Raw genomic sequence first — 22059 nt, 5'->3', positions numbered from 1 at the left:
TATAGGTCGTACAGATCGGGTTGAAAGGGGCCATACATGATCAGGCGGTTCGGTGAAACCCCCGAGACGGGGCGGAAATACACCCGAAGGGTTGGCGTATATGCCCTTTTGCCACGTGGCGGCCAATTGCTGTTGACCTGTCAGACCGAACCGGGCCCGGATCTGCAATTGCCGGGTGGAGGCATCGATCCGGGCGAATCACCGATTTCGGCCTTGCATCGCGAAGTCTATGAAGAAACCGGGTGGCACGTTGCCAACCCGCGTCGGATCGGCGCTTTTCGCCGGTTCACCTATATGCCCGAATACGATCTGTGGGCCGAAAAAGTCTGCCTGATCTACCGCGCCCGTCCCGTACGCCGCAAAGGCCCGCCGAGTGAGGCATTCCACGAAGCACTGTGGATGGAAGCCGCCGATGCCGTTGAATTGCTGGGCAATGACGGTGACCGGCACTTTGCGGAAATGCATCTCAGTTCGCTTTAAGGCCCGTTATATTCAAAGAATACGGCGGATACGTCATCCCCAATGCCATCTTTGGGCGAAATCTCCTGGGTCAATCGCCAGAACATGTCGTCCAGAAACTCCGACCCGCCCTTTTCAGAAATGCACTGCTGGGCCATCTGTCGCAAACCGTCTTCCTCCAGCAAACCGCCTTCGGCAAGCTGACATTCGGTAAATCCGTCCGAATACACCAACAGTTTGTCGCCGGGTTTCATGTGAATCTCGATTTGCTGAAAACTCGCATCTTCGATCAGCCCGATCGGCAACCCGCCATCGCCCAGAAATTCAGTGCTGCCATCCTGCCGCAGCAGAAGCGGATACGGATGCCCGGCCTGCACCATCTTGAGATGCCCGTTTCGAAGATCCACAATGGCGTAGACCATCGTGAAATATTCCTCGATCCCTTCATCCGCCATCAATCGGGAATTGAGCATGCTTGCGACGTCTTCCGGAGGCAGCAGTGCATAGAATTTGTTGAACCTCTTCTCCATTGCGACATTTTGATCGAAATGCTTGCTGGAAAGATAACCGCCCAGACGCGCCGTCATCATGGCCGAGGTGATGCCATGTCCGGATACATCGATGCTGTAGAACCCCAGCCGATTGACCCCGGGCGAAAACATGCCAACAAGGTCTCCTCCGATATGGCCACAGGGTTTCAACAACAGGCTGACCCGGGATTTTCCAAAGCTCCGCGTAAATTCCGGGACCAGCGATTCCTGGATTTTTCGGGCCTGAATGAGGTCCTTGTCGATCGCGTCATGCGCCAGCCTGAGTTCTTCCAGCGCGGATTCGATCAGGCGGTTTTTCTGTGAAAGCTCGCGCTGCATGTCCAGAATGCGCGCGCCTGCGGATATGCGCGCCCGCAATTCATCCGCCTCAAGGGGTTTGATCAGAAAATCGTCTGCCCCGGCATCCAGTCCGCGCGCAACCTCCTGCTTTTCACTTTTGGAAGTCAGAAGGATGAAATAACAATATTGATCGGTATCCAGGGCGCGAAACGCATTGCAGAACTCAAGCCCGCTCATCCCCGGCATGACCCAATCGCTGAGAACAAGATCGGGCGGATCGTCCAGACAATGCGCCAGGGCGGCATCGCCCGTATCGGCCTCAACCACCTCAAAGCCCCATTTTCTGAGCGATGCGACCAGGATGCGCCGCTGCAGACGGCTGTCATCAACCACCAGCACCTTACGGATCGCGCCGAAATCCAGATCTGATCTGGTTTCCTTAAGACTCGCCCTTGGTACCATTTACCCTCTGACCTGATGCGTTCATTCACACAGGGCGATCCTAGTAGCGACGGTTTTAACATCCGGTGAAGACCGAAGGCCGCAATCCCGCTGGGCTGTTAACCCGGTTTTTACTGGTGTTGCCTATTCCTGAAAACGCATGTTCAACGGCAGGTGACGCAGTATGATCCACTGGGGCAGAGTCCGACAATTGCGGGACGAGGTTGGCCCGGTTGAGTTTGATGAGGTGGTCGACATCTTTCTGGAAGAAGTGCAGGAGGTCATCGCCCGCTTGCATCAGGATACAAGCCGGTCCGAACTGGAACAGAATCTGCATTTCCTGAAGGGCAGCGCGCTCAGTCTTGGATTCGACCAGTTTTCGAAACTCTGTCAGGACGGCGAACGGCAGGCGGCCGCGGGTCAGGGCGAGGATGTCGATCTGCCCGCTATTCTGGCCGTATTTGACAGTTCGAAACAGAAGTTCGAGGCTGAGCTGCGCCAGAATCTGGATTAAATCACGAACTGCGCCAGCGTTTCGTCTTCGGTTATATCGGTGTAGGTGAACCCTGCCTCATCCAGATGCGCAAACAGACGCATGAAGTTCTCAGGCTTGCGGGTTTCAATCCCGATCAGGACCGAACCGAAATTGCGGGCCGATTTTTTCATGTATTCAAAGCGGGCGATATCGTCCTCGGGGCCGAGAATACCCAGAAACTCTTTCAACGCGCCGGGGCGCTGCGGCAGGCGCAGGATGAAATACTTCTTCACTCCGGAATAGCGTTGGGCGCGTTCTTTGACCTCGGGCAGGCGTTCGAAATCGAAATTGCCACCGGATGTCACGCAGACCACGGTCTTGCCCCGCACAAAGCTTTGAATATCGCCCACCGCTTCGATCGCCAGCGCGCCCGCGGGTTCCAGAACGATGCCTTCGACATTCAGCATCTCAATCATAGTTGTGCAGATGCGGTCTTCGGACAGAACCAGAACATCCGACAGGTGGCGAGACTTCAGTAATTCAAACGGTTTCTCACCGATCCGTCCAACCGCAGCGCCATCGACGAAGGTATCCACATGATCCAGCGACACAGGATGCCCCGCAGCCAGTGCAGCGCGCAGACAGGCACCTCCGGCCGGTTCGACAAACAGACAATGGCTGCGATCCCCGAACCATGTCGCCACGCCCGAGGACATGCCGCCGCCGCCAACCGGCAAAACGACGTGATCCGGCACACCGCCCATTTGCTCTTCGATCTCGACCGCCAATGAAGCCTGGCCTTCAATGACATCAGCGTCATCGAAGGGTGACAGGAAATACCCGCCCTGCTGCGCGCACCATGCTTGCGCGGCGGCCAGAGTATCGTCGAAATAGTCGCCAGTCAGGTGGATCTCGATATTGTCGCCGCCGAAAATGCGGGTCTTTTGAATTTTTTGCTGCGGCGTCGTCACCGGCATGAAGATCACGCCGCGCACGTCCAGATGCTTGCACATGAACGCCACGCCCTGCGCGTGGTTGCCAGCACTGGCACAGACGAACAGGTCCTGCCCCTGCTGCTTGCGCATGGCATTGAACGCACCACGGATCTTGTAAGACCGCACCGGGCTGAGGTCCTCGCGCTTGAGCCAGATATCGGCGCCGTAGCGGTCAGACAGATGGGCATTCCGCTGCAATGGCGTCGCCGGAAACACAGAGCGCATCGCCTGTTCGGCGGCGCGGGCGCGGGTCATGAAATCAGTCATGCCCGTTTCCCTGCCCCATCGTCGCGATAAGGGCAAGGAATACATATGTGTACGCCGCTTATGACAGTTCGCGCTTTTCGATGAAGACGCCGTACATTGTAGTAAAGATACTGACGTTGATCATCGGAAGGATGAGCGTGCCGAAGAACACTGTCAGCAAAACGCCCAGCACCGGTATTATTGCCAAGGCGGCGAAAGCCAGCTGCACCAACACCTGGAACAGGAATGCAACGAGGAGCAGCAACAAGATTGCACCGCTGACCCCGGATGTGTTGTTCCAAGCCTCACCGAGCGATATGGGATTTCCTATCGCCGCCGCGGGCAGAATAATTGACAGGCGATAGAAGCATACGACCAGAAAAACGGAGTATGCAATCATCAGAATGATCGAAAGCCCTGCAAGACCTTCGCCTAGTGCAGCAGCGACCAGACCCATGGGGACATACGCGATCACCATCAAAATCCCCAACATCAGAAAACGACCGAAATAGGCAAGAATCCTGTCGAAACGGAAGGTCGGCAGTATTCCCGTGGGGTACTCTTCCATCAGGATAAAGCGGTGCCATGACACCGCAATCCAGAACATGGTGACGAACATTACCGCCAGCAAAACGACCACAAAAACAAAGGCTGAACCTGCGGTTACACCCGGTGGCAGATCAACTGCGCTTTCATCCAGCGCCTCAAGCGGAATACCAAGCGCCATGAACACGCCCACGATGATGATCGTCGCAATCAGGGCAGGGCCAACCGTAATCTGTAGCACCTGCTTGATGTTTCCAAATACCATCCGCACCGAATGCACGAATATTTGCCATCCCAACATTTGAAACCGCCCCTTCAACCAATGCTTGTTATTCTCTGCATCCGTTTCACCCCAATTCAGGCACTGCGTCAATCCTCACAACTTGCCCCCGCGTGCAAAACCCGCTAGGGGCCAATCGTTCTACGAATAAAGGGAAGTCAGATGTCCGCGCCCAAGAAAGTTGTTCTGGCCTATTCCGGTGGCCTTGATACCTCGATCATCCTGAAATGGTTGCAGACCGAATATGGCTGTGAGGTCGTGACCTTCACCGCCGATCTGGGTCAGGGTGAGGAGCTGGAGCCTGCTCGCAAAAAGGCCGAGCTGCTGGGCATCAAGCCCGAGAACATCTATATCGAGGATATCCGCGAAGAATTTGTCCGCGACTTCGTCTTCCCGATGTTCCGCGCCAATGCGCAGTACGAGGGGCTGTACCTGCTGGGCACGTCCATCGCGCGGCCGCTAATCTCGAAGCGTCTGGTTGAGATCGCCGAAGCGACGGGTGCCGATGCGGTCGCCCACGGTGCGACCGGCAAAGGCAACGATCAGGTGCGGTTCGAACTGGCGGCCTATGCGCTGAACCCCGATATCAAAGTGATCGCGCCCTGGCGCGAGTGGGACCTGACCAGCCGCACCAAGTTGCTGGAATTTGCGGAACAGAACCAGATCCCGATCGCCAAGGACAAGCGCGGCGAGGCGCCCTTCTCGGTCGATGCCAACCTGCTGCACACCTCGTCCGAAGGAAAGGTTCTGGAAGATCCTGCGGATATGGCGCCCGACTATGTCTATCAGCGCACCGTCCACCCCGAGGACGCGCCCGATCAGCCTGAATTCATCGAGATCGGCTTTGAAAAAGGCGACGCGGTCAGCATCAATGGCGAGGCGATGAGCCCCGCGACCATCCTGACCAAGCTGAACGAATATGGCGGCAAGCACGGCATCGGCCGTCTGGACCTTGTGGAAGGCCGTTTCGTGGGCATGAAGTCGCGCGGTATCTACGAGACACCCGGCGGCACCATCCTGCTTGAGGCGCATCGCGGCATCGAATCCATCACCATGGACCGCGGCGCGATGCACCTGAAGGACCAGTTGATGCCGCAATATGCGGAACTGATCTACAACGGCTTCTGGTACTCACCTGAACGTGAGATGCTGCAAGCCGCCATCGACAAGAGCCAGGAACATGTCACCGGCACCGTACGGGTGAAGCTGTACAAGGGTCTGGCCTCGACCGTGGGCCGCTGGTCAGATCACTCGCTGTATTCCGAGGCACATGTCACTTTTGAAGAAGATGCAGGTGCTTATGATCAGACCGACGCGGCAGGCTTCATCCAGCTGAACGCGCTGCGTCTGAAACTGCTGGCCGCACGTGACAAGCGTTTGTCCAAGTGATCGACGAAGACGATAACGACGACGAACTCGATATGTTCATCGAGGCGCAGGACACGGTTTGGGCCGATGTCCTGCGCGAACTGGAACAGGGGCAGAAAACCAGCCACTGGATGTGGTTCGTGTTTCCGCAACTGGCCGAGCTGGGCCAGTCCCATATGGCGCAGCTTTACGGTATCGAAGATCTGGACGAAGCCACGCGCTATCTGAACCACCCCGTACTGCGCCGCCGTCTGACACAAGCGGCCTCGTTGATGTTGCTGCATCAGGGGCGCGACGCCAGCGACATTCTGGGCGGGATTGACGCAAAAAAGCTTCGCTCTTCGATGACATTGTTTTCCTCGGTGGCAGATGCTCCGGCAGAGTTTCAGGCCGTTCTTGATGCTTTCTACGACGGCGAGCCTTGCGCACGAACCGTTCAGAGCCTTGGCGCATCGTGATCGGAAGTTCCAGTCGGGTCAGCCTTGCCTGTTCGATACCTGACGCTTTACGCATTCGGAAACTGCGAAAGGAACCCGGATGCTTCAGCATATCGCCGACGAAATTCAAAAAGGCCTGAACGGCAAAACCTTTGACGGCTCATTGAAATTCGATTGTGGCGAGGACGGCGTGATTGTTCTGGCCGACAGTCAGGCATCGACACTGGATCAGGAAACGGATTGCACGATCCGCATCTCGCAGGACAACCTGACCAAGCTTTTGACCGGAAAACTGAACCCGATGACAGGTGTCGCTTTGGGCAAGCTCAAAATCTCGGGCAATATGGGCGTTGCGATGAAACTGGGGCAGTTGCTGGGTTAAGCCGAAGGCAGGTTCATCGCGGACTGCCCCCCGCCGGGGCACCCTGTCCCACCGCCAAGACGGCCCGGCGCAAGGTGTTTCACCGACATCCGGCGCCGATAAACTTGCCTCACCAGCCCGTGACATCAGATGTCAGGCAATTGAATGTCATCCGGGTTCGGTTCACCTTGGTGCAGAAAGGAGACCCGACATGTCACGGACTGCTTATCTGGACGCCTTCAAACCGGCCATTTTGTTCACCCTGATCACACTTGCGATGATGCTGCGCGCCCTGCCTGCCCCCGCGGCAGAGGCCGAAACGCTGACAGTTGCAGGAGGCTGTTTCTGGTGTGTCGAGTCCGATTTTGAATCTGTACCGGGTGTTGTCGGGGCCGTGTCGGGCTATACCGGCGGCAAATCGGCCAACCCCACCTATGATCAGGTCTCCAAAGGTGGCACCGGCCATTATGAAGCGGTTCAGATCACTTTTGACCCGGCCCGCGTCTCACGTGAAACACTGCTGAACATGTTCTTCCGTTCGGTTGATCCGACGGATGCCGGCGGCCAGTTCTGCGATCGGGGCGACAGCTATCGAACTGCGATATTCGTCTCTAACACAGGCGAAAAAGCGTTGGCTGAACAGGCGAAGAAAGAAGCACAACGAGCCCTGGGTCAAAATGTTGTCACCCCGATCCTGAAGGCGGGCACGTTTTACCCTGCCGAGGCCTATCATCAGGATTACTACAAAGGGAACAAGCTGATCCTTACCCGCTTTGGGCCCAAACGTCAGCACAACGCCTATAAAGCATATCGCAAAGCCTGTGGCCGTGACGCGCGTGTCAAACAGCTTTGGGGTTCAGATGCGCCTTTCGCCGGGTCTTAATCAAAGGTCGCGTCGCGCACTTCTCTCAGATCAGGAATGACATCCGCGGTTCCGTGCCGCGTGACCATCAGGGCAGCGGCGCGGTTCGCTTGCAGAATGGCCTGTTCCATCGGCATTCCGCGATCCATTCCAGCCAGCACGTAGCCGGTAAATGTATCACCTGCCCCGGTGGTATCCACGGCCTGAACCTTGTGGGCCGCAAATTCCACCGGGTCTTTGCCCTGCTGCAAATACCGGGCACCTTTTGAGCCCAGCGTGACAATGACATGTCGCACGGGCAGGTCAGCCGCACCCATCCCGGTTTCCTGCCGCAGTTGTTCGGCCTCGATCTCGTTCAGGATCAGGAAATCCAGATAGTGCAGAACCGCCTGAACCGCCTGTGCCTGAAACGGTGCGGCGGCGTAACATACGGTCAGTCCAAGTTTGCGCCCCAACTGCGCGGCTTCGACCTGTGCGTTGGTTTCATTCTGCAAGATCAGCAGATCACCGGTGCTTGCCGATGACAGGGCCTGCCCAAGATGGCTGATATCCAAGGCATGGTTGGCCCCCGGATAGAGGATGATCAGATTCTCGCCCTCGGCGTCCACCGCAATGATCGCGTGCCCCGTCGGCAGGTCCACCTCCGAGATATAGCGTGTGTCCACGCCATATTCCGTCAGTCGGTCCTTCGCCCAGCGGCCATCATGCCCGATGGCACCGATATGGCTGACGCGCGATCCGGCCCGCGCAGCCGCCACTGACATATTGGCACCTTTTCCGCCAAGGAACCGATCCAGCCCGTGGGCGGCCAGAGTTTCCCCCGGCGCAGGCAGATGCGGCAGGTCATAGACCATATCCGCGTTGATCGAGCCGAGGTTCCAGATCGTCATGGTTTATCCGATGTCGCACGAGGCCAGAATGGCCATGTTCAGAATATCGTTCGCTGTCGAGACGGTCGAGCAAATCTGAATCGGCTTGTCGACACCCGACAGGATCGGCCCGATCACGGTGGCACCGCCCATTTCCTGCATCAGCTTGGTCGAGATGCTGGCCGAGTGCCGCGCGGGAACGATCAGAATGTTCGCAGGACCGGTCAGGCGCGAGAATGGATAAGCTTCCTGCTGATCCATGTTCAGGGCAACATCGACGGTCATCTCGCCTTCGTATTCGAAATCCACACCACGTCCGTCCAGAACTTCCGGGGCGACATGCATTTTTTCCGCACGTTCCGACACCGGATAGCCAAAGGTCGAGAAGCTGACGAAAGCAACGCGCGGCTCCAGACCCATATGGCGGGCCACGGCGGCTGCGCGCTCGGCGATATTGGCCAGATCATTCTCATCCGGCCATTCGTGAACCAGCGTATCACCTATCAGGACGATCCGGCCCTTGTGCAGCAATGCCGTGACACCAGCAGCGCCATGAGCCGCATCCGCGTCAAAGACGTGATTGATCCGATCCAACACATGCGCTGATTTCCGGGTTGCGCCCGTAACCAGACCATCGCCATGCCCATGTGCCAGCATCAGAGACGAAAACACATGTCGGTCGCGCGCGGCCAGACGGTGGATATCCTTTCGGTCAAACCCCTTACGTTGCAGGCGTTTATAAAGGAATTCCTTATAGGTATCGAGGTGAGTGGTGTTGGCGGCGTTCACCACCTCCAGCTCACGCACTGCATCTCCGAGCCCGGCAGCCTCAAGTTTGATTTTGACGTCATCGGCGCGACCAACGACCAGCGCCTTTCCGAAGCCCGAGCGCTGATACATGACCGCCGCACGTAGCACGCGGGGGTCATCGCCCTCGGCAAAAATCATGCGGCCTTGCGCCTGTCGCGCCCGGGCGTTCAGCCCGCGCAGAATGCTTGCGGTCGGGTCCATCCTGGACTTCAGGCTCAGCTCATACGCATCCATGTCGATGATCGGACGGCGGGCTGCGCCGGTATTCATCCCCGCCTTGGCAACAGCGGGCGGAATACGGTGGATCAGGCGCGGATCAAACGGCGTGGGAATGATGTAGTCGCGCCCGAAGGTCAGCGATTTGCCATAAGCCATCGCGACCTCATCCGGTACGTCTTCGCGCGCCAGATTGGCCAGTGCATGGGCACAGGCGATCTTCATCTCGTCATTGATGGCACGCGCGTGAATGTCCAGCGCGCCGCGGAACAAATAGGGAAAGCCCAGAACGTTGTTGACCTGGTTGGGATAGTCGCTGCGCCCGGTCGCCACGATGGCGTCCACGCGGACCTCGTGCGCCTCTTCCGGGGTGATTTCCGGATCGGGGTTGGCCATGGCAAAGATCACCGGATTATCGGCCATGCTTGCGACCATCTCCTGCGTGACCGCGCCCTTGACCGAAACACCAAGAAAGACGTCCGCGCCCTTCATGGCCTCTTCCAGAGTACGCAGATCCGTGGTGATCGCATGGGCCGACTTCCACTGGTTCATGCCCTCGGTCCGGCCCTGGTAGATCACGCCCTTGGTGTCACAGACGATACAGTTCTCGTGCCGCGCGCCCATGGATTTGAGCAGTTCAATACAGGCGATCCCCGCCGCCCCGGCCCCGTTCAGAACGATCTTCACATCCTCGATCTTCTTGCCCGAAATATGCAGCGCGTTGATCAGCCCCGCCGCACAGATCACCGCCGTGCCATGCTGGTCGTCGTGAAAGACGGGGATGTCCATCTCTTCCTTCAGGCGCTGTTCTATGATGAAACACTCGGGCGCCTTGATGTCTTCCAAGTTGATCCCGCCGAAGGTCGGCCCCATCAGTCGAACCGCGCGGCAGAACTCATCCGGGTCTTCTGTATCCAGCTCGATATCGATCGAGTTCACGTCAGCGAACCGTTTGAACAGAACGGATTTCCCTTCCATCACCGGTTTCGAGCCCAGCGCGCCAAGGTTGCCAAGACCCAACACCGCCGTCCCGTTCGAGATTACGGCCACCAGGTTGCCCTTGTTGGTATAGTCATAGGCGGTTTCTGGGTTCTCGGCGATTGCTTCACATGGAACGGCCACACCCGGGCTGTAGGCAAGCGAAAGATCCCGCTGCGTGGTCATCGGGACGGTTGCCTGCACCTCCCACTTGCCGGGGGTCGGGTCGAGGTGAAAGGCCAGCGCCTCTTCTTTGGTGATCTTCGCTTTGGGCATCGGATATGTCGTTTCTTTACATCTGTTGGGCTTTTGCCTCATAGCGCAGGCAAAGGCGCGTCTCAACGACAATACGTTTTCACCTTTCGTCGCAGGGGCCGGGTTTGTAAGGTCGCGCCGGAACACGCCAGAGGGGAGCAGCCTTGTCCAATGTCACGCCGATGATGGCGCAATACCTGGAAATCAAAGAGGCCCACGCGGATGCCCTGCTGTTTTACCGCATGGGCGATTTCTATGAGATGTTTTTTGAAGACGCCGTCAACGCCTCCGAGGCGCTGGACATCGCCCTGACAAAACGTGGCAAGCACAATGGCGAAGACATTCCGATGTGCGGAGTGCCGGTGCATTCCGCCGAGGGCTACCTGCTGACGCTGATCCGCAAGGGCTTTCGCGTAGCTGTCTGCGAGCAGATGGAAAGTCCGGCCGAGGCCAAGAAAAGAGGCTCTAAATCAGTCGTAAAGCGTGATGTCGTGCGCCTTGTCACCCCCGGCACCCTGACCGAAGACGCGCTGTTGGAGGCCCGCCGCCACAACTTTCTGGCCGCCTATGCCGAGGTCCGGGATGAGGCCGCGCTGGCCTGGGCCGACATTTCGACCGGGGCGTTCCACGTGATGCCGCTGACCTCGGTCCGGCTCAGCCCCGAGCTGGCCCGACTGGCGCCGTCGGAACTGATCGTGGCTGATGGCATGCAAGACAAACTGAACGAGCCGGTCCGTGACTTGGGTATTTCCATCACCCCGGTCGGGCGGGCCAGTTTTGACAGCACGGCGGCTGAAAAACGCATCTGCGGGTTGTTTCACGTGGGTGCGCTGGATGCTTTCGGAAGCTTTGGACGCGCCGAAGTGTCCGCGATGGGGGCGCTGATCGACTATCTGGAGATCACACAGAAGGGTAAACTGCCCCTGTTGCAAACGCCACTGAAGGAATCCGAAGACCGCGTTGTACAGATCGACGCTGCAACGCGCCGCAATCTGGAGCTGACCCGGTCCCTGTCTGGCGGGCGCGCCGGTTCACTGCTTTCGGTAGTCGATCGAACCGTGACCCCGGGCGGTGCGCGTTTGCTTGAGCAACGCCTGTCCAGCCCCTCACGCAATCTGGATGTCATTCACGCCCGACTGGACGCGGTGAGCTTTGCGGCCGAATACAGTCTTGTCGCGTCAGACCTGCGTGAAGCATTGCGGAAAACGCCGGATCTGGACCGCGCCCTGTCACGCCTGTCGCTGGACCGAGGCGGCCCGCGCGATCTGGCCGCCATCCGCAACGGGCTGGCGCAGGCGCAGGAAATTGCCGAGATCTGCACCGGTCAGGACCTGCCCGTGCTGCTGGCGACTGCGGTGCAGAACCTCGTGGGCTTTGACGATCTGCTCGACCAGCTGGATCAGGCGCTGGTCGCCGACCCGCCGCTGCTGGCGCGCGATGGCGGCTTCATCGCGCCGGGTTTCGACGCCGAACTGGACGAGGCCCGCACCCTGCGCGACGAAGGCCGCTCGGTCATTGCCGGGTTTCAGCAGAAATATGCGGAACATACCGGCATCGCTTCGTTGAAGATCAAGCACAACAACGTTCTGGGCTATTTCATCGAAACCACGGCCACCCACGCCGAGAAGATGCTGAACCCGCCCTTTTCCGAGACCTATATCCACCGTCAGACCACCGCCAACCAGGTGCGCTTCACTACGGTTGAACTCAGCGAGATCGAAACCCGCATCCTGAATGCCGGCAACCTGGCATTGGAGATCGAAAAGCGGCTCTATCAAAGGCTTTCTGATGAGATTTTGAGCCTCGCTGCGCGACTTAATCAAGCCGCACGAGGGTTGGCCGAACTGGATATGACCACCGCGCTGGCAGATCTGGCCCGCGGTGAAAACTGGTGCAGACCACAGGTAGACGCGTCCCGGGCGTTCAACGTTCAGGGCGGTCGGCATCCGGTGGTAGAGCACGCGCTGCGCCAGCAAAGCGGCGATGCCTTCATCGCCAATGACTGCGACCTCGGCGCCGAGGACGGCGCCGCCATCTGGCTGCTGACCGGCCCGAACATGGCGGGTAAATCAACCTTCCTTCGCCAGAATGCGTTGATCGCCCTGTTGGCCCAGATGGGCAGCTACGTGCCGGCCGAGCAGGCTCATATCGGCGTGGTCAGCCAGCTGTTCAGCCGCGTGGGCGCCTCTGACGACCTTGCGCGCGGCCGATCGACCTTCATGGTCGAGATGGTGGAAACCGCGGCCATCCTAAACCAGGCCGATGACCGGGCGCTGGTGATCCTCGATGAGATCGGTCGTGGCACCGCCACCTATGACGGGTTGTCCATCGCCTGGGCCACGCTGGAGCATCTTCACGCCGCCAACCGCTGCCGCGCCCTGTTCGCCACCCATTACCACGAGCTGACCGCGCTGGCCGGCAAGCTGGAGGGCGTCGAAAACGCCACCGTCGCGGTCAAGGAATGGGACGGCGAGGTGATCTTCCTGCACGAGGTCCACAAGGGCGCCGCCGACCGCTCCTATGGCGTGCAGGTCGCGCAATTGGCCGGGCTGCCCGCATCCGTGGTCGAGCGCGCGCGTGTGGTACTGAACCAGCTGGAGAAGACCGAGCGCGAGGGCGGCAAACAAAAGGCGTTGATCGATGATCTGCCGCTGTTTTCCGCCGCACCGCCCCCGCCGCCGCCGGTCCCGAAAGCATCGCCCGTCACCGATATGCTGGACCAGATCCTACCGGACGAGCTGACCCCGCGCGAAGCCTTGGATCTGATCTACAAACTGAAAGAGGCGGCCAGATCCTGACCGCCCCTTCATCTTTTCCCAAATACTCTCGCCGAAGGCACGCGCCCAAGGGGCGCGTATCAGCTTGCCGGGGTTGACGACACGCCCACCTGTGCCGGACGCAGCAGGCGATCGTGCAACATAAAACCTTCGGCGGACACCTGAATGATGTCTCCTGCCTTGGTTCCGGGAACAGGCGCCTCGAACATGGCCTCGTGCACGTTCGGATCAAACCGGTCGCCCACTTCGGGCGTGATCACTTCGATACCATGCTTGTGGAACACGTCCTTCAATGCACGCATGGTCAGTTCGACGCCTTCCAGCAGACCAGCAGCCACTTCTTTCTGCTCATCAGTCGCAGCATCAAGGGCCCGTTTCATGTTGTCATAGACGGGCAGCATATCGCGGGCCAGCTTGGACCCGCCATACTGTTCCGCGTCGCGACGCGCCTTGTCGCTGCGCTTGCGCAAGTTTTCAGCATCCGCCAGCGCGCGCATGAACTTGTCTTTATAGTCATCCCGTTCGGCCCGCAGCGCGTCCAGTTCCAGTTCTTCTTCGCTGATATCCATCAGCTCGTCGGCCAGTTCCTCGGCCTCGGCGGTTGCGATATCGTCCAGAAAATCTTCGTTCTTCGGCTCTGCCATCTTTTACCCTCTAGCTCCGGTCGGATATCAGCTTGCCGACCAGTTGCGCCGTATAATCCACGATCGGTACGATCCGCCCATAATTCAGACGGGTGGGTCCGATAACCCCAACCGCACCGATTATCTTTCGATCAGCGTTCATATAAGGAGACACCACCAAAGAGGAACCCGAAAGTGAGAAAAGTTTGTTCTCAGACCCGATAAAAATGCGCACACCCTCGCCTTCTTCGGTCAATTCAAGGAATTCGGCGATGTCTCGCTTGCGTTCAAGGTCATCGAACAGGGTGCGGATGCGGTCAAGTTCCTCGGCCTGACCGGGTTCGTTCAAAAGATTCGCGCGCCCGCGCACGATCAAACGGGCCGAGTCGCTTCCATCTCCGTCCCAAACGGCCATTCCGCTTTCGACCATCTCACGCGCCAGAGTGTCGATTTCCTGCTTACGCGCATCGATCTGAGTCTGCATCTGCCGCCGCACTTCGCTGAGTGTCCGCCCCTCGATAAGTGCGTTCAGGAAATTCGCGGCCTCGCGCATTGAACTGGGAGTTTGCCCGGGCGGCGGCGTGAACAGCCGGTTTTCCACATGTCCGTCCGAGAAAACCAAAACCACCAAAGCCCGGTCATGGCCCAGAGAAACAAATTCGATATGTTTGATTTCCGATTCATGCTTGGGCGTCAAAACCAGCGAGGCCCCTTGTGTCACGTTTGACAAGGCAGACCCGACACGGTCCAGCATTCCACCAACATCACCCGTGTTAGAGCCTAATGTCTGTTCCAGTTTCTGCCGGTCATCTGCACCCAGGTCGCCGACCTCAAGCAATCCGTCCACAAACATTCTCAGACCTTGCTGCGTCGGGATTCGACCGGCGCTGACATGGGGGCTGTCCAGAAGGCCCAGAAACTCCAGATCCTGCATCACATTGCGGACAGTTGCGGCGCTGACTTTTTCGGACAACGTACGTGTCAAAGTACGGCTGCCGACGGGCTCTCCGCTTTCCAGATAGCTCTCGACAATCAGCCGGAACACTTCTCGTGACCGGTCGTTCATCTCGTCCAGTATCTTGCTCGCTTCGCTCATCCGTGTTCCCCTGCTCGCTTGTCATTAAATAGCAGGCAAATGAAAGGTCAATCGGGGTTGCATCGTAACGCTGCGGGGCGTTATCCCCAACCCAGCAAACAAAGGAATTCCGATGCGACCCTCTGGAAGAGATTTAAGTGAAATGCGCGCCGTTTCAATCGAGACGGGAGTCACGAAACATGCCGAAGGTTCCTGCCTGATCAAAATGGGCGACACGCATGTTTTGTGCACCGCCACGATCGAAGATCGCGTGCCGCCGTTTATCAAAGGCTCGGGCCTGGGATGGGTCACAGCCGAATACGGCATGTTGCCCCGCGCCACCAATACGCGGATGCGGCGCGAGGCGGCCGCGGGCAAACAGGGGGGCCGTACGGTCGAAATCCAGCGCCTGATCGGCCGCGCCCTGCGCGCCGGCGTTGATCGGGTTGCTCTGGGTGAGCGTCAGATCACCGTGGACTGTGATGTGATCCAGGCCGATGGCGGCACCCGCTGCGCCTCGATCACCGGCGGCTGGGTCGCGCTGCGGCTGGCGGTGAACAAGTTGATGAAGGCCGGCGATGTGATCTCGGACCCGCTGGTTGATCCGGTCGCGGCCGTGTCCTGTGGTATTTATGCAGGTCAGCCGGTGCTGGACCTTGATTACCCCGAAGACAGCGAAGCAGGCGTAGATGGCAACTTCATCATGACCGGATCCGGCAAACTGATCGAAGTACAGATGAGCGCCGAAGGCTCGGTCTTCAGCCGCGCCCAAATGGATCAACTGATGGATCTGGCGGAAAAAGGCGTGTCCGAACTGGCGACCGCGCAAAAGGCCGCCACCGCATGACCCGCAAGTTCGACGGCGATCGGCTGCTGGTGGCCACGCACAACAAAGGCAAGCTCGAGGAGATGGCGCATCTGCTCGAGCCCTTCGGCGTGACAGTTGTCGGTGCCGGCGAATTGAACCTGCCGGAACCCGAAGAGACCGAGGACACCTTTGTCGGCAATGCGCGGATCAAGGCCCATGCGGCCGCCAAAGCCACCGGCCTGCCCGCTTTGTCGGACGATTCCGGGATCACGATCGATGCGCTGAACGGCGCACCGGGTGTTTACACCGCCGATTGGGCAGAAACCGGCAACGGGCGCGATTTTCTGATGGCCATGACCCGCGCCCATGATGAGCTCGAAGCAAAAAACGCGCCGCATCCGCGCACGGCCCAATTCCGCTGCACACTGGTTCTGGCCTGGCCCGACGGGCACGACGAAGTGTTCGAAGGCGTCGCGCCCGGTCATCTGGTCTGGCCGATTCGTGGCAAGGACGGGTTCGGCTATGACCCGATGTTTGTCCCCGAAGGATATGACATTACCTTTGCCGAAATGGATCGCTGGGAAAAGAACAAGATCAGCCATCGCGGTCGCGCGGTGGAAATGTTCGTGAAAGGCTGCTTTGGCGGATGATTGGCGCAACGGGGGCTTTGGCCTGTACGTGCATTGGCCCTTTTGCGAGGCCAAGTGCCCCTATTGCGACTTCAACAGCCATGTTTCCAAAAATATTGATCAAAAACAATGGCTTGACTCCTATCTATCCGAGCTTCACCGATCTGCTGCCGAAACTCCCGACCGGGTTCTGAACACGATCTTCTTTGGCGGCGGCACCCCGTCATTGATGGCGCCCGAGACCGTGGCCGCCGTGATCGACACCGCCCGCGCCCTGTGGCGGCCCGCCAATGACATGGAAGTCACCCTCGAGGCCAATCCCGGTTCGGTCGAGGCCGGACGGTTCGCCGCCTATCGCGATGCGGGCGTGAACCGGGTTTCGATGGGCATTCAGGCGATGAATGACGAAGATCTCAGGCGACTGGGCCGCATCCACACCGTGGCAGAAGCACGCGCCGCCTTTGACATCGCCCGCACCTGTTTCAACCGGGTCAGCTTTGACCTGATCTATGCGCGCCAACACCAGACGCTGGACGCCTGGCAAAAGGAACTGACCGAAGCGCTGTCGATGGCCATAGATCACCTGTCGCTCTATCAATTGACGATCGAAGACGGGACGGCCTTTGGGGATCGGTATGCCCTAGGTAAGTTACGCGGCCTGCCCGAAGATGACAGTGCCGCCGACATGTATCTGGTCACTCAGGAAATATGCGAAGCACATGGCTTGCCGGCCTATGAGGTTTCGAACCATGCACGCCCGGGCGCAGAATCACAGCACAACCTGATATACTGGCGGTACGGCGATTATGTCGGCATCGGCCCCGGTGCCCATGGGAGGATTACCCTGAATGGTCAGAAATACGCGACCGAAACGCATCTGAACCCCCAGCGTTGGCTTGATGCCGCCAATCAAGGCAATGGTGAAAAGAACCGCAGCGCGTTGCCACTTGAAGATCAGGCAAATGAATACCTTATGATGGGTATGAGAATTACTGAGGGTCTAGATATAGATAGATGGCAAACCCTCTCTGGCCGCCCTCTTCCCTCTGAGGCCATAGATCACCTGACCGACATCAACATGGTTCGGCGTTGCAACGGGCGTCTCATCGCCACATCAGACGGGCGCGCCGTATTGAACGCAGTCATCCGGGAGCTGTTGGACTGAGCATGCAGTATCTTTGGGCCGGACTGGGATTGCTTTGTGTTGCCATGGCGGCTGTTGGGGTTGTCCTGCCCCTTCTTCCAACGGTGCCTTTTCTTCTGCTTGCCGCGTTTTTCTTCGCCCGCTCATCCTCGCGGCTGCACAATTGGCTTGTGACCCATAACCTTTTTGGGCCATTGATTCTTGATTGGCAAAGTTCCGGTGCCATTCGACCGGTCGCAAAAAGGGCGGCAACCGTCTCGATCGCCGCCGTTTTCGGACTCTCTGTTTTGCTGTCAGCACCGCCTTTTGTGTTGATCATTCAGGCGGTTGTGCTGGGCGGCGTCATGATCTTTATCTGGTCACGGCCTAACGGCTGAGCTTGGCGCACAAGTCGTCCAACTGATCCAGGTTTTCGTAGGTCAGAACAACTTGCCCTGTTTCCGTTCCGGCCTTGTGATTGATCGACACTTTCATCGCCAGGATCGCGGACAGGTCTTTTTCCAACGCACGTGTGTCTGCATCCTTTCCAGCATCCAGATTTCTGGCGCGAGGTGCGGAACGCTCAGCGCCGCCTTGTTGCTGTTTTTTGACCAAAGCCTCGGTCGCGCGCACCGACAAGCCATCCTTGACGATCTGTTTCGCAAGTTCCGAAGGATTTTCCGCCGTAATCAGTGCCCTTGCGTGGCCTGCGGATAATTTTCCTTCAATAACAAGGGTTTGCACATCAAACGGCAAGGACAGAAGCCGCAAAAGATTTGCGATATGGCTTCGGCTTTTACCCAGGGCCTCGGCGAGCTTTTCCTGTGTGTGACCAAACCGGTCCATCAACTGCTTGTAACCGGCGGCCTCTTCCACCGCGTTCAGATCCGCGCGTTGGATGTTTTCGATAATCGCAACTTCCAACACTTCCGTATCATCGAAATCACGTACAATCACCGGGATATCATGCAGCTGCGCCATCTGCGCCGCGCGCCAACGGCGTTCCCCCGCGACGATTTCGTATTCGTCGGAGCCCGTCGCGCGAACGATCAACGGCTGAATGATGCCTTTTTCCTTAACTGACGCTGCCAGCTCGTCCAACTGCTCGGGCATGAATGTCCGGCGCGGCTGGTTGGGGTTGGCTTTCAGTTTTTCAATCGGGACTTTCAGATCAGGTCTGCGTGCATCCGTTGGAATCCGACCTTCCGATTCAGGATTCACATCCGCCATTAGGGCAGACAGGCCCCGCCCCAAACCTCTGGACTTTGCTTTCTTGGCGCTCATGTCGCCCTCCTCGTTCCCGCTCAGGCAGCGGTCTTATTGTTCTTGTGCATGATCTCGCGAGCAAGATGCCGATAGGCCATGGCCCCAAGCGAGCCCGAGTCATATTGCAAAACAGGCAGCGCATATGACGGCGCTTCGCTGACCCGCACATTTCTGGGTATCTTGGTTTTAAAAACCATCTCACCCAGATTGTCACGCGCGTCCTTTTCAACCTGGCGGGACAAGTTGTTGCGGTTGTCATACATGGTCAACACAACACCTTCGATTCTCAGATCTGGATTCGCCGTTTGACGAACCTCTCGAATCGTCAACATCAATTGCGACAGGCCTTCAAGGGCAAAGAACTCGCTCTGCAACGGCACAAGCACCGAATGCGAAGCGACCATTGCATTCACGGTCAGCAAATTTAAGGACGGCGGGCAGTCGATAAGCACAAAATCCAGTTCAAACGCGTCTATGGCTGTCTGCCGCAAAGCATCATGCAAAAGATAGCTGCGTTTTTCGTTTGAGATCAGTTCGATATCGGCGGAACTCAGATCAACGGTGGCCGGGACAACGAAAAGACCTTCAATTTCAGTCTCCTGAACCACGGCCTCCAGTGGCGCGTCGTCGAGGATCAGATCATAAGTTGTCCAGTCTCGATCTTCGACACCCAAACCGGTTGACGCGTTCCCCTGTGGATCGAGATCAACCACCAGAACTCTGCAACCGGCCTCTGCCAATCCAGCAGCAAGATTGATAGCTGTGGTTGTTTTCCCGACCCCACCCTTCTGATTGGCAACAGCAATTATCCGAGGCCCTGAAGGTCGAGACAAATCAACCACGTGATACTCCATTTATCTTAAGGATAACGGCTTGAGGTTCAGTTAAACTTGTAATCGCCTCAGCCTGGAAATTCCATTCCTCACGTGCGTCTTCCAGCTCTTTTTTCCAATTTGCGCCTTTGGGCAACAACGCTGTCCCGTCGGTGCGTAAATGCCTGTCACAAAAGGACAACAAGGTGCGCAAGTCAGCCAGTGCTCGGGCGGAAACTATGCTAGCAGCCAAAGGATCAACCGATTCAATCCGTTTTGAAGTCACCGCGCATTTTATGCCGCATTCCCGCGCAACGCTGCGTAAGAAAGCCGATTTCCGCTGGTCGCTCTCGATCATATTGAATGCGGCGCCTGGGTTTTCTTCCGCAGCGATGATGGCGCAGACCATACCGGGGAATCCGCCGCCACTTCCCAGGTCCGCCCAGGTGTCAAAACTGTCAGCGCACCGATAGACTTGCACGGAATCCAGAATATGCCGGTCCCAGATATTCTCTAAGCTGTTCCGCGACACAAGGTTGATCTTAGGATTCCAACGTTTCACCAGATCAACATAGGTTACAAGGCGCTCGAATGTTTCACGTGAAACATTCAGGTCCTCAAACTTCGAATAATCAACCATCATGCTTGGCGAGCTCTTTGATCCCGGCGCAGTTTTGCCAGAACAAGCGTCAGCGCTGCGGGCGTGACCCCCTCAACACGGCTTGCCTGAGCGATATTTGCGGGTTTGGCTTGCGACAGTTTCTGTTTCATCTCCGAAGACAGACCGTCCAAAGCAAAATAGTCGAACTCATGGGGGATGACATAGGACTCATCCCGTTTCATTGCTTCGACGTCCCGCTTTTGTCTGGCAATGTAATTGGCATACAAGGCGTCCCGCTCGATCTGGAGGCGGATTTTTGGATCAACGTCTTGTAAATCAGGAACAAGGGGCAACAAATCTTCAAACGAAGTATCGGGGAATGCCAGAATTGCCATCCCATCCCTACGGTTTCCATCCTGATTAACGTTTATTCCAGCGGCAAGAACTTCCTTGGGCGTATAAGTCCGTTCCGTCAGCTTTGACTTCACACTCTCAAGTTGGTGCATTTTTTCTTCGAACTGAACTTTACGCTCCTGTCCGACACACCCCAATTCCAAACCAAGCGGTGTCAGCCGCTGGTCGGCATTGTCGGCGCGCAGGGATAGCCGGAATTCCGCGCGCGACGTGAACATGCGGTAAGGTTCGGCAACTCCTCGAGTTGTCAAATCATCGATCATCACGCCAATATAACTGTCGGATCGCGTAAAATGGATGGGTTCCCGCCCTTGGGTCTCCAACGCCGCATTGAGGCCGGCCACCATGCCCTGAGCCGCGGCTTCCTCATATCCTGTGGTTCCATTTATCTGGCCCGCTAGATATAGTCCGGGAACAGCTGGCAAGGACAAAGAAGCGCTCAGGACGCGCGGATCAACATAGTCGTATTCGATCGCATATCCCGGTTGCAGAATCTCTGCATTCTCCAGACCCTTAATCGATCGCACATAGTCCAGCTGAACGTCTTGCGGCAATGACGTCGATATACCGTTCGGATAGATCGTGTGATCGTTGACCCCTTCGGGCTCGAGGAAGATTTGATGCGATTCCTTGTCCGCGAAGCGTACGATCTTGTCTTCGATCGAGGGGCAATAACGCGGGCCTACCCCATCGATGTGACCACCATACATGGCAGATTTCGAAAGATTCGCCGCAATGATCTCATGTGTTCGCGCATTTGTATGCGTAATTCCGCAAGAAATCTGGGGCGCGGCAACGGTTTTCGACATGAAAGAAAACAGGGTTGGCTCATCGTCGCCGTCCTGCCTTTCAAGATCGGACCAATCAATGCTTCGTCCATCCAGACGCGGCGGTGTGCCGGTTTTCAATCGCCCCATGGGAAGATCGTATCCATCCAACCGCTCGGCCAGCTTGATGGAAGGCCGATCCCCCATTCTCCCACCTGGGCGAGACACGTCACCGATATGGATGACGCCCCTTAGAAACGTACCAGACGTCAGGATAACGGCGCGCGCTGAAATTTCTGATCCATCGGAAAGAACAACACCTGCAACCTTTTCGCCGTTCATCAGGAAATCGACAACCTCTCCGACAACGACGGACAGGTTATCCTGTTTCTCCGTTACCTGTTGCATGGCATGACGATAAAGGGCGCGATCCGCCTGCGCTCTCGGCCCCTGAACGGCGGGCCCTTTTCGACGGTTCAACAAACGAAACTGAATGCCCGCCTGATCCGCCACGCGCCCCATGACGCCATCCAAAGCGTCAATCTCACGCACAAGATGGCCTTTCCCCAAACCACCAATCGCCGGATTGCAGGACATGACGCCAATGTCGGCTGCAGACAGCGTTACCAGCGCAGTTATCGCGCCCATTCTGGCTGATGCATGAGCAGCCTCGGTTCCGGCGTGACCTGCGCCGATGACGATGACATCAAACTTCGAATGTTTCACGTGAAACACT

22 protein-coding genes are annotated in these 22059 nt (G+C 57.6%); 11 read left to right on the top strand and 11 right to left on the bottom strand.

Going from position 1 to position 22059, the window contains the following annotated elements; genetic code table 11:
- Positions 1-36 precede the first annotated feature (36 nt).
- Positions 37-480 carry an NUDIX hydrolase gene (locus NOR97_RS15510; RefSeq protein ID WP_152459593.1) on the top strand — a complete coding sequence of 148 codons (444 nt, stop codon included), beginning with the start codon at positions 37-39 and terminating at the stop codon, positions 478-480.
- Here NOR97_RS15510 and NOR97_RS15505 read toward each other — a convergent pair.
- Positions 477-1751 carry a PP2C family protein-serine/threonine phosphatase gene (locus tag NOR97_RS15505; RefSeq protein ID WP_152459594.1) on the bottom strand — a complete coding sequence of 425 codons (1275 nt, stop codon included), beginning with the start codon at positions 1749-1751 and terminating at the stop codon, positions 477-479. The two genes, NOR97_RS15510 and NOR97_RS15505, sit on opposite strands and share 4 nt — an antisense overlap.
- A 163-nt stretch (positions 1752-1914) precedes the next feature.
- Between NOR97_RS15505 and NOR97_RS15500 the strand changes: the two genes are divergently transcribed.
- Positions 1915-2244: an Hpt domain-containing protein gene (locus NOR97_RS15500; RefSeq protein WP_257599699.1), complete on the top strand. Its 330-nt coding sequence runs from the start codon at positions 1915-1917 to the stop codon at positions 2242-2244.
- On the opposite strand, the gene ilvA is transcribed toward NOR97_RS15500, so the two are convergent.
- Complete coding sequence (gene ilvA / locus NOR97_RS15495; RefSeq protein ID WP_257599698.1) at positions 2241-3467, bottom strand: threonine ammonia-lyase IlvA; 1227 nt, start codon at positions 3465-3467, stop codon at positions 2241-2243. The genes NOR97_RS15500 and ilvA overlap by 4 nt on opposite strands.
- A gap of 58 nt (positions 3468-3525) precedes the next feature.
- Positions 3526-4293 carry a hypothetical protein gene (locus NOR97_RS15490; RefSeq protein WP_170345827.1) on the bottom strand — a complete coding sequence of 256 codons (768 nt, stop codon included), beginning with the start codon at positions 4291-4293 and terminating at the stop codon, positions 3526-3528.
- Between the two features lie 141 nt (positions 4294-4434).
- Here NOR97_RS15490 and NOR97_RS15485 point away from each other — a divergent pair, with 141 nt between their 5' ends.
- The 4 genes from NOR97_RS15485 to msrA all read left to right on the top strand — a co-directional run bounded on the left by NOR97_RS15485 (position 4435) and on the right by msrA (position 7321).
- A complete protein-coding gene (locus tag NOR97_RS15485) occupies positions 4435-5661 on the top strand; it encodes an argininosuccinate synthase (RefSeq protein WP_257599696.1) in 1227 nt (408 codons plus the stop codon).
- Positions 5662-5693: 32 nt separating this feature from the next.
- A complete protein-coding gene (locus NOR97_RS15480) occupies positions 5694-6098 on the top strand; it encodes a DUF1810 domain-containing protein (RefSeq protein WP_170345983.1) in 405 nt (134 codons plus the stop codon).
- A 79-nt stretch (positions 6099-6177) separates the two neighbouring features.
- The gene (locus NOR97_RS15475) at positions 6178-6459 is read left to right on the top strand and encodes an SCP2 sterol-binding domain-containing protein (protein ID WP_170345830.1); all 282 of its coding nucleotides are present in this window, start codon (positions 6178-6180) and stop codon (positions 6457-6459) included.
- A gap of 190 nt (positions 6460-6649) precedes the next feature.
- Positions 6650-7321 carry a peptide-methionine (S)-S-oxide reductase MsrA gene (msrA, locus tag NOR97_RS15470; protein WP_257599695.1) on the top strand — a complete coding sequence of 224 codons (672 nt, stop codon included), beginning with the start codon at positions 6650-6652 and terminating at the stop codon, positions 7319-7321.
- Here msrA and NOR97_RS15465 read toward each other — a convergent pair.
- Both NOR97_RS15465 and NOR97_RS15460 read right to left on the bottom strand, forming a co-directional pair.
- Positions 7318-8190 (bottom strand): ribokinase, encoded by an 873-nt coding sequence (locus tag NOR97_RS15465; RefSeq protein ID WP_257599694.1) that lies wholly within the window; start codon positions 8188-8190, stop codon positions 7318-7320. The genes msrA and NOR97_RS15465 overlap by 4 nt on opposite strands.
- Positions 8191-8193: 3 nt before the next feature.
- A complete protein-coding gene (locus tag NOR97_RS15460; protein WP_171206495.1) occupies positions 8194-10449 on the bottom strand; it encodes an NADP-dependent malic enzyme in 2256 nt (751 codons plus the stop codon).
- A gap of 161 nt (positions 10450-10610) precedes the next feature.
- On the opposite strand from NOR97_RS15460, the gene mutS reads away from it, so the two are divergent.
- Complete coding sequence (gene mutS, locus NOR97_RS15455) at positions 10611-13226, top strand: DNA mismatch repair protein MutS (RefSeq protein ID WP_257600887.1); 2616 nt, start codon at positions 10611-10613, stop codon at positions 13224-13226.
- Between the two features lie 59 nt (positions 13227-13285).
- On the opposite strand, the gene NOR97_RS15450 is transcribed toward mutS, so the two are convergent.
- Both NOR97_RS15450 and hrcA read right to left on the bottom strand, forming a co-directional pair.
- Positions 13286-13849 (bottom strand): nucleotide exchange factor GrpE, encoded by a 564-nt coding sequence (locus tag NOR97_RS15450; RefSeq protein WP_257599693.1) that lies wholly within the window; start codon positions 13847-13849, stop codon positions 13286-13288.
- Positions 13850-13859: 10 nt separating this feature from the next.
- Positions 13860-14924, bottom strand: coding sequence for a heat-inducible transcriptional repressor HrcA (gene hrcA / locus NOR97_RS15445; RefSeq protein ID WP_152459604.1), 1065 nt, complete (start codon positions 14922-14924; stop codon positions 13860-13862).
- Positions 14925-15036: 112 nt separating this feature from the next.
- Between hrcA and rph the strand changes: the two genes are divergently transcribed.
- Genes rph through NOR97_RS15425 form a run of 4 tightly spaced genes read left to right on the top strand, consistent with a single transcriptional unit; the run spans position 15037 to position 17861 of the window.
- Positions 15037-15750: a ribonuclease PH gene (gene rph / locus NOR97_RS15440; protein WP_152459605.1), complete on the top strand. Its 714-nt coding sequence runs from the start codon at positions 15037-15039 to the stop codon at positions 15748-15750.
- Complete coding sequence (gene rdgB, locus NOR97_RS15435; protein WP_257599691.1) at positions 15747-16361, top strand: RdgB/HAM1 family non-canonical purine NTP pyrophosphatase; 615 nt, start codon at positions 15747-15749, stop codon at positions 16359-16361. The genes rph and rdgB overlap by 4 nt, the downstream gene beginning before the upstream one ends.
- Positions 16351-17505, top strand: a complete 1155-nt coding sequence (gene hemW, locus NOR97_RS15430; protein ID WP_257599690.1) for a radical SAM family heme chaperone HemW — start codon at positions 16351-16353, stop codon at positions 17503-17505. The genes rdgB and hemW overlap by 11 nt, the downstream gene beginning before the upstream one ends.
- Before the next feature lie 2 nt (positions 17506-17507).
- A complete protein-coding gene (locus NOR97_RS15425) occupies positions 17508-17861 on the top strand; it encodes a YbaN family protein (protein ID WP_170345838.1) in 354 nt (117 codons plus the stop codon).
- Here the strand turns inward: NOR97_RS15425 and NOR97_RS15420 are convergent.
- The 4 genes from NOR97_RS15420 to mnmG are packed head-to-tail and all read right to left on the bottom strand — an operon-like array spanning position 17851 to position 22049.
- Positions 17851-18747, bottom strand: coding sequence for a ParB/RepB/Spo0J family partition protein (locus tag NOR97_RS15420; RefSeq protein WP_257599689.1), 897 nt, complete (start codon positions 18745-18747; stop codon positions 17851-17853). The genes NOR97_RS15425 and NOR97_RS15420 overlap by 11 nt on opposite strands.
- Before the next feature lie 20 nt (positions 18748-18767).
- Positions 18768-19571 carry a ParA family protein gene (locus NOR97_RS15415; RefSeq protein WP_306977794.1) on the bottom strand — a complete coding sequence of 268 codons (804 nt, stop codon included), beginning with the start codon at positions 19569-19571 and terminating at the stop codon, positions 18768-18770.
- Positions 19564-20181, bottom strand: a complete 618-nt coding sequence (rsmG, locus tag NOR97_RS15410; protein WP_257600886.1) for a 16S rRNA (guanine(527)-N(7))-methyltransferase RsmG — start codon at positions 20179-20181, stop codon at positions 19564-19566. Before rsmG ends, NOR97_RS15415 begins: the two co-directional genes overlap by 8 nt.
- Positions 20181-22049, bottom strand: a complete 1869-nt coding sequence (mnmG, locus tag NOR97_RS15405; RefSeq protein ID WP_257599687.1) for a tRNA uridine-5-carboxymethylaminomethyl(34) synthesis enzyme MnmG — start codon at positions 22047-22049, stop codon at positions 20181-20183. Before mnmG ends, rsmG begins: the two co-directional genes overlap by 1 nt.
- Between the last annotated feature and the right edge of the window lie 10 nt (positions 22050-22059).

Source organism: Ruegeria sp. YS9 (assembly GCF_024628725.1).
Classification (GTDB): Bacteria; Pseudomonadota; Alphaproteobacteria; order Rhodobacterales; family Rhodobacteraceae; genus Ruegeria; species Ruegeria atlantica_C.
Note: the sequence above shows the minus strand (reverse complement) of the source record. Positions and strands in the feature narration are given on the sequence as shown.

What these genes read in the sequence shown, in the direction of transcription:
- NOR97_RS15485 (WP_257599696.1), top strand. Translation starts at nt 4,435, where the DNA reads ATGTCCGCGCCCAAGAAAGTTGTTCTGGCCTATTCCGGTGGCCTTGAT.
- NOR97_RS15475 (WP_170345830.1), top strand. Translation starts at nt 6,178, where the DNA reads ATGCTTCAGCATATCGCCGACGAAATTCAAAAAGGCCTGAACGGCAAA.
- NOR97_RS15510 (WP_152459593.1), top strand. Translation starts at nt 37, where the DNA reads ATGATCAGGCGGTTCGGTGAAACCCCCGAGACGGGGCGGAAATACACC.
- NOR97_RS15425 (WP_170345838.1), top strand. Translation starts at nt 17,508, where the DNA reads ATGCAGTATCTTTGGGCCGGACTGGGATTGCTTTGTGTTGCCATGGCG.
- mutS (WP_257600887.1), top strand. Translation starts at nt 10,611, where the DNA reads ATGATGGCGCAATACCTGGAAATCAAAGAGGCCCACGCGGATGCCCTG.
- msrA (WP_257599695.1), top strand. Translation starts at nt 6,650, where the DNA reads ATGTCACGGACTGCTTATCTGGACGCCTTCAAACCGGCCATTTTGTTC.
- NOR97_RS15480 (WP_170345983.1), top strand. Translation starts at nt 5,694, where the DNA reads ATGTTCATCGAGGCGCAGGACACGGTTTGGGCCGATGTCCTGCGCGAA.
- NOR97_RS15460 (WP_171206495.1), bottom strand. Translation starts at nt 10,449, where the DNA reads ATGCCCAAAGCGAAGATCACCAAAGAAGAGGCGCTGGCCTTTCACCTC.
- NOR97_RS15505 (WP_152459594.1), bottom strand. Translation starts at nt 1,751, where the DNA reads ATGGTACCAAGGGCGAGTCTTAAGGAAACCAGATCAGATCTGGATTTC.
- hrcA (WP_152459604.1), bottom strand. Translation starts at nt 14,924, where the DNA reads ATGAGCGAAGCGAGCAAGATACTGGACGAGATGAACGACCGGTCACGA.
- rph (WP_152459605.1), top strand. Translation starts at nt 15,037, where the DNA reads ATGCGACCCTCTGGAAGAGATTTAAGTGAAATGCGCGCCGTTTCAATC.
- NOR97_RS15420 (WP_257599689.1), bottom strand. Translation starts at nt 18,747, where the DNA reads ATGAGCGCCAAGAAAGCAAAGTCCAGAGGTTTGGGGCGGGGCCTGTCT.
- rdgB (WP_257599691.1), top strand. Translation starts at nt 15,747, where the DNA reads ATGACCCGCAAGTTCGACGGCGATCGGCTGCTGGTGGCCACGCACAAC.
- NOR97_RS15500 (WP_257599699.1), top strand. Translation starts at nt 1,915, where the DNA reads ATGATCCACTGGGGCAGAGTCCGACAATTGCGGGACGAGGTTGGCCCG.
- NOR97_RS15450 (WP_257599693.1), bottom strand. Translation starts at nt 13,849, where the DNA reads ATGGCAGAGCCGAAGAACGAAGATTTTCTGGACGATATCGCAACCGCC.
- ilvA (WP_257599698.1), bottom strand. Translation starts at nt 3,467, where the DNA reads ATGACTGATTTCATGACCCGCGCCCGCGCCGCCGAACAGGCGATGCGC.
- rsmG (WP_257600886.1), bottom strand. Translation starts at nt 20,181, where the DNA reads ATGGTTGATTATTCGAAGTTTGAGGACCTGAATGTTTCACGTGAAACA.
- NOR97_RS15465 (WP_257599694.1), bottom strand. Translation starts at nt 8,190, where the DNA reads ATGACGATCTGGAACCTCGGCTCGATCAACGCGGATATGGTCTATGAC.
- NOR97_RS15490 (WP_170345827.1), bottom strand. Translation starts at nt 4,293, where the DNA reads ATGTTGGGATGGCAAATATTCGTGCATTCGGTGCGGATGGTATTTGGA.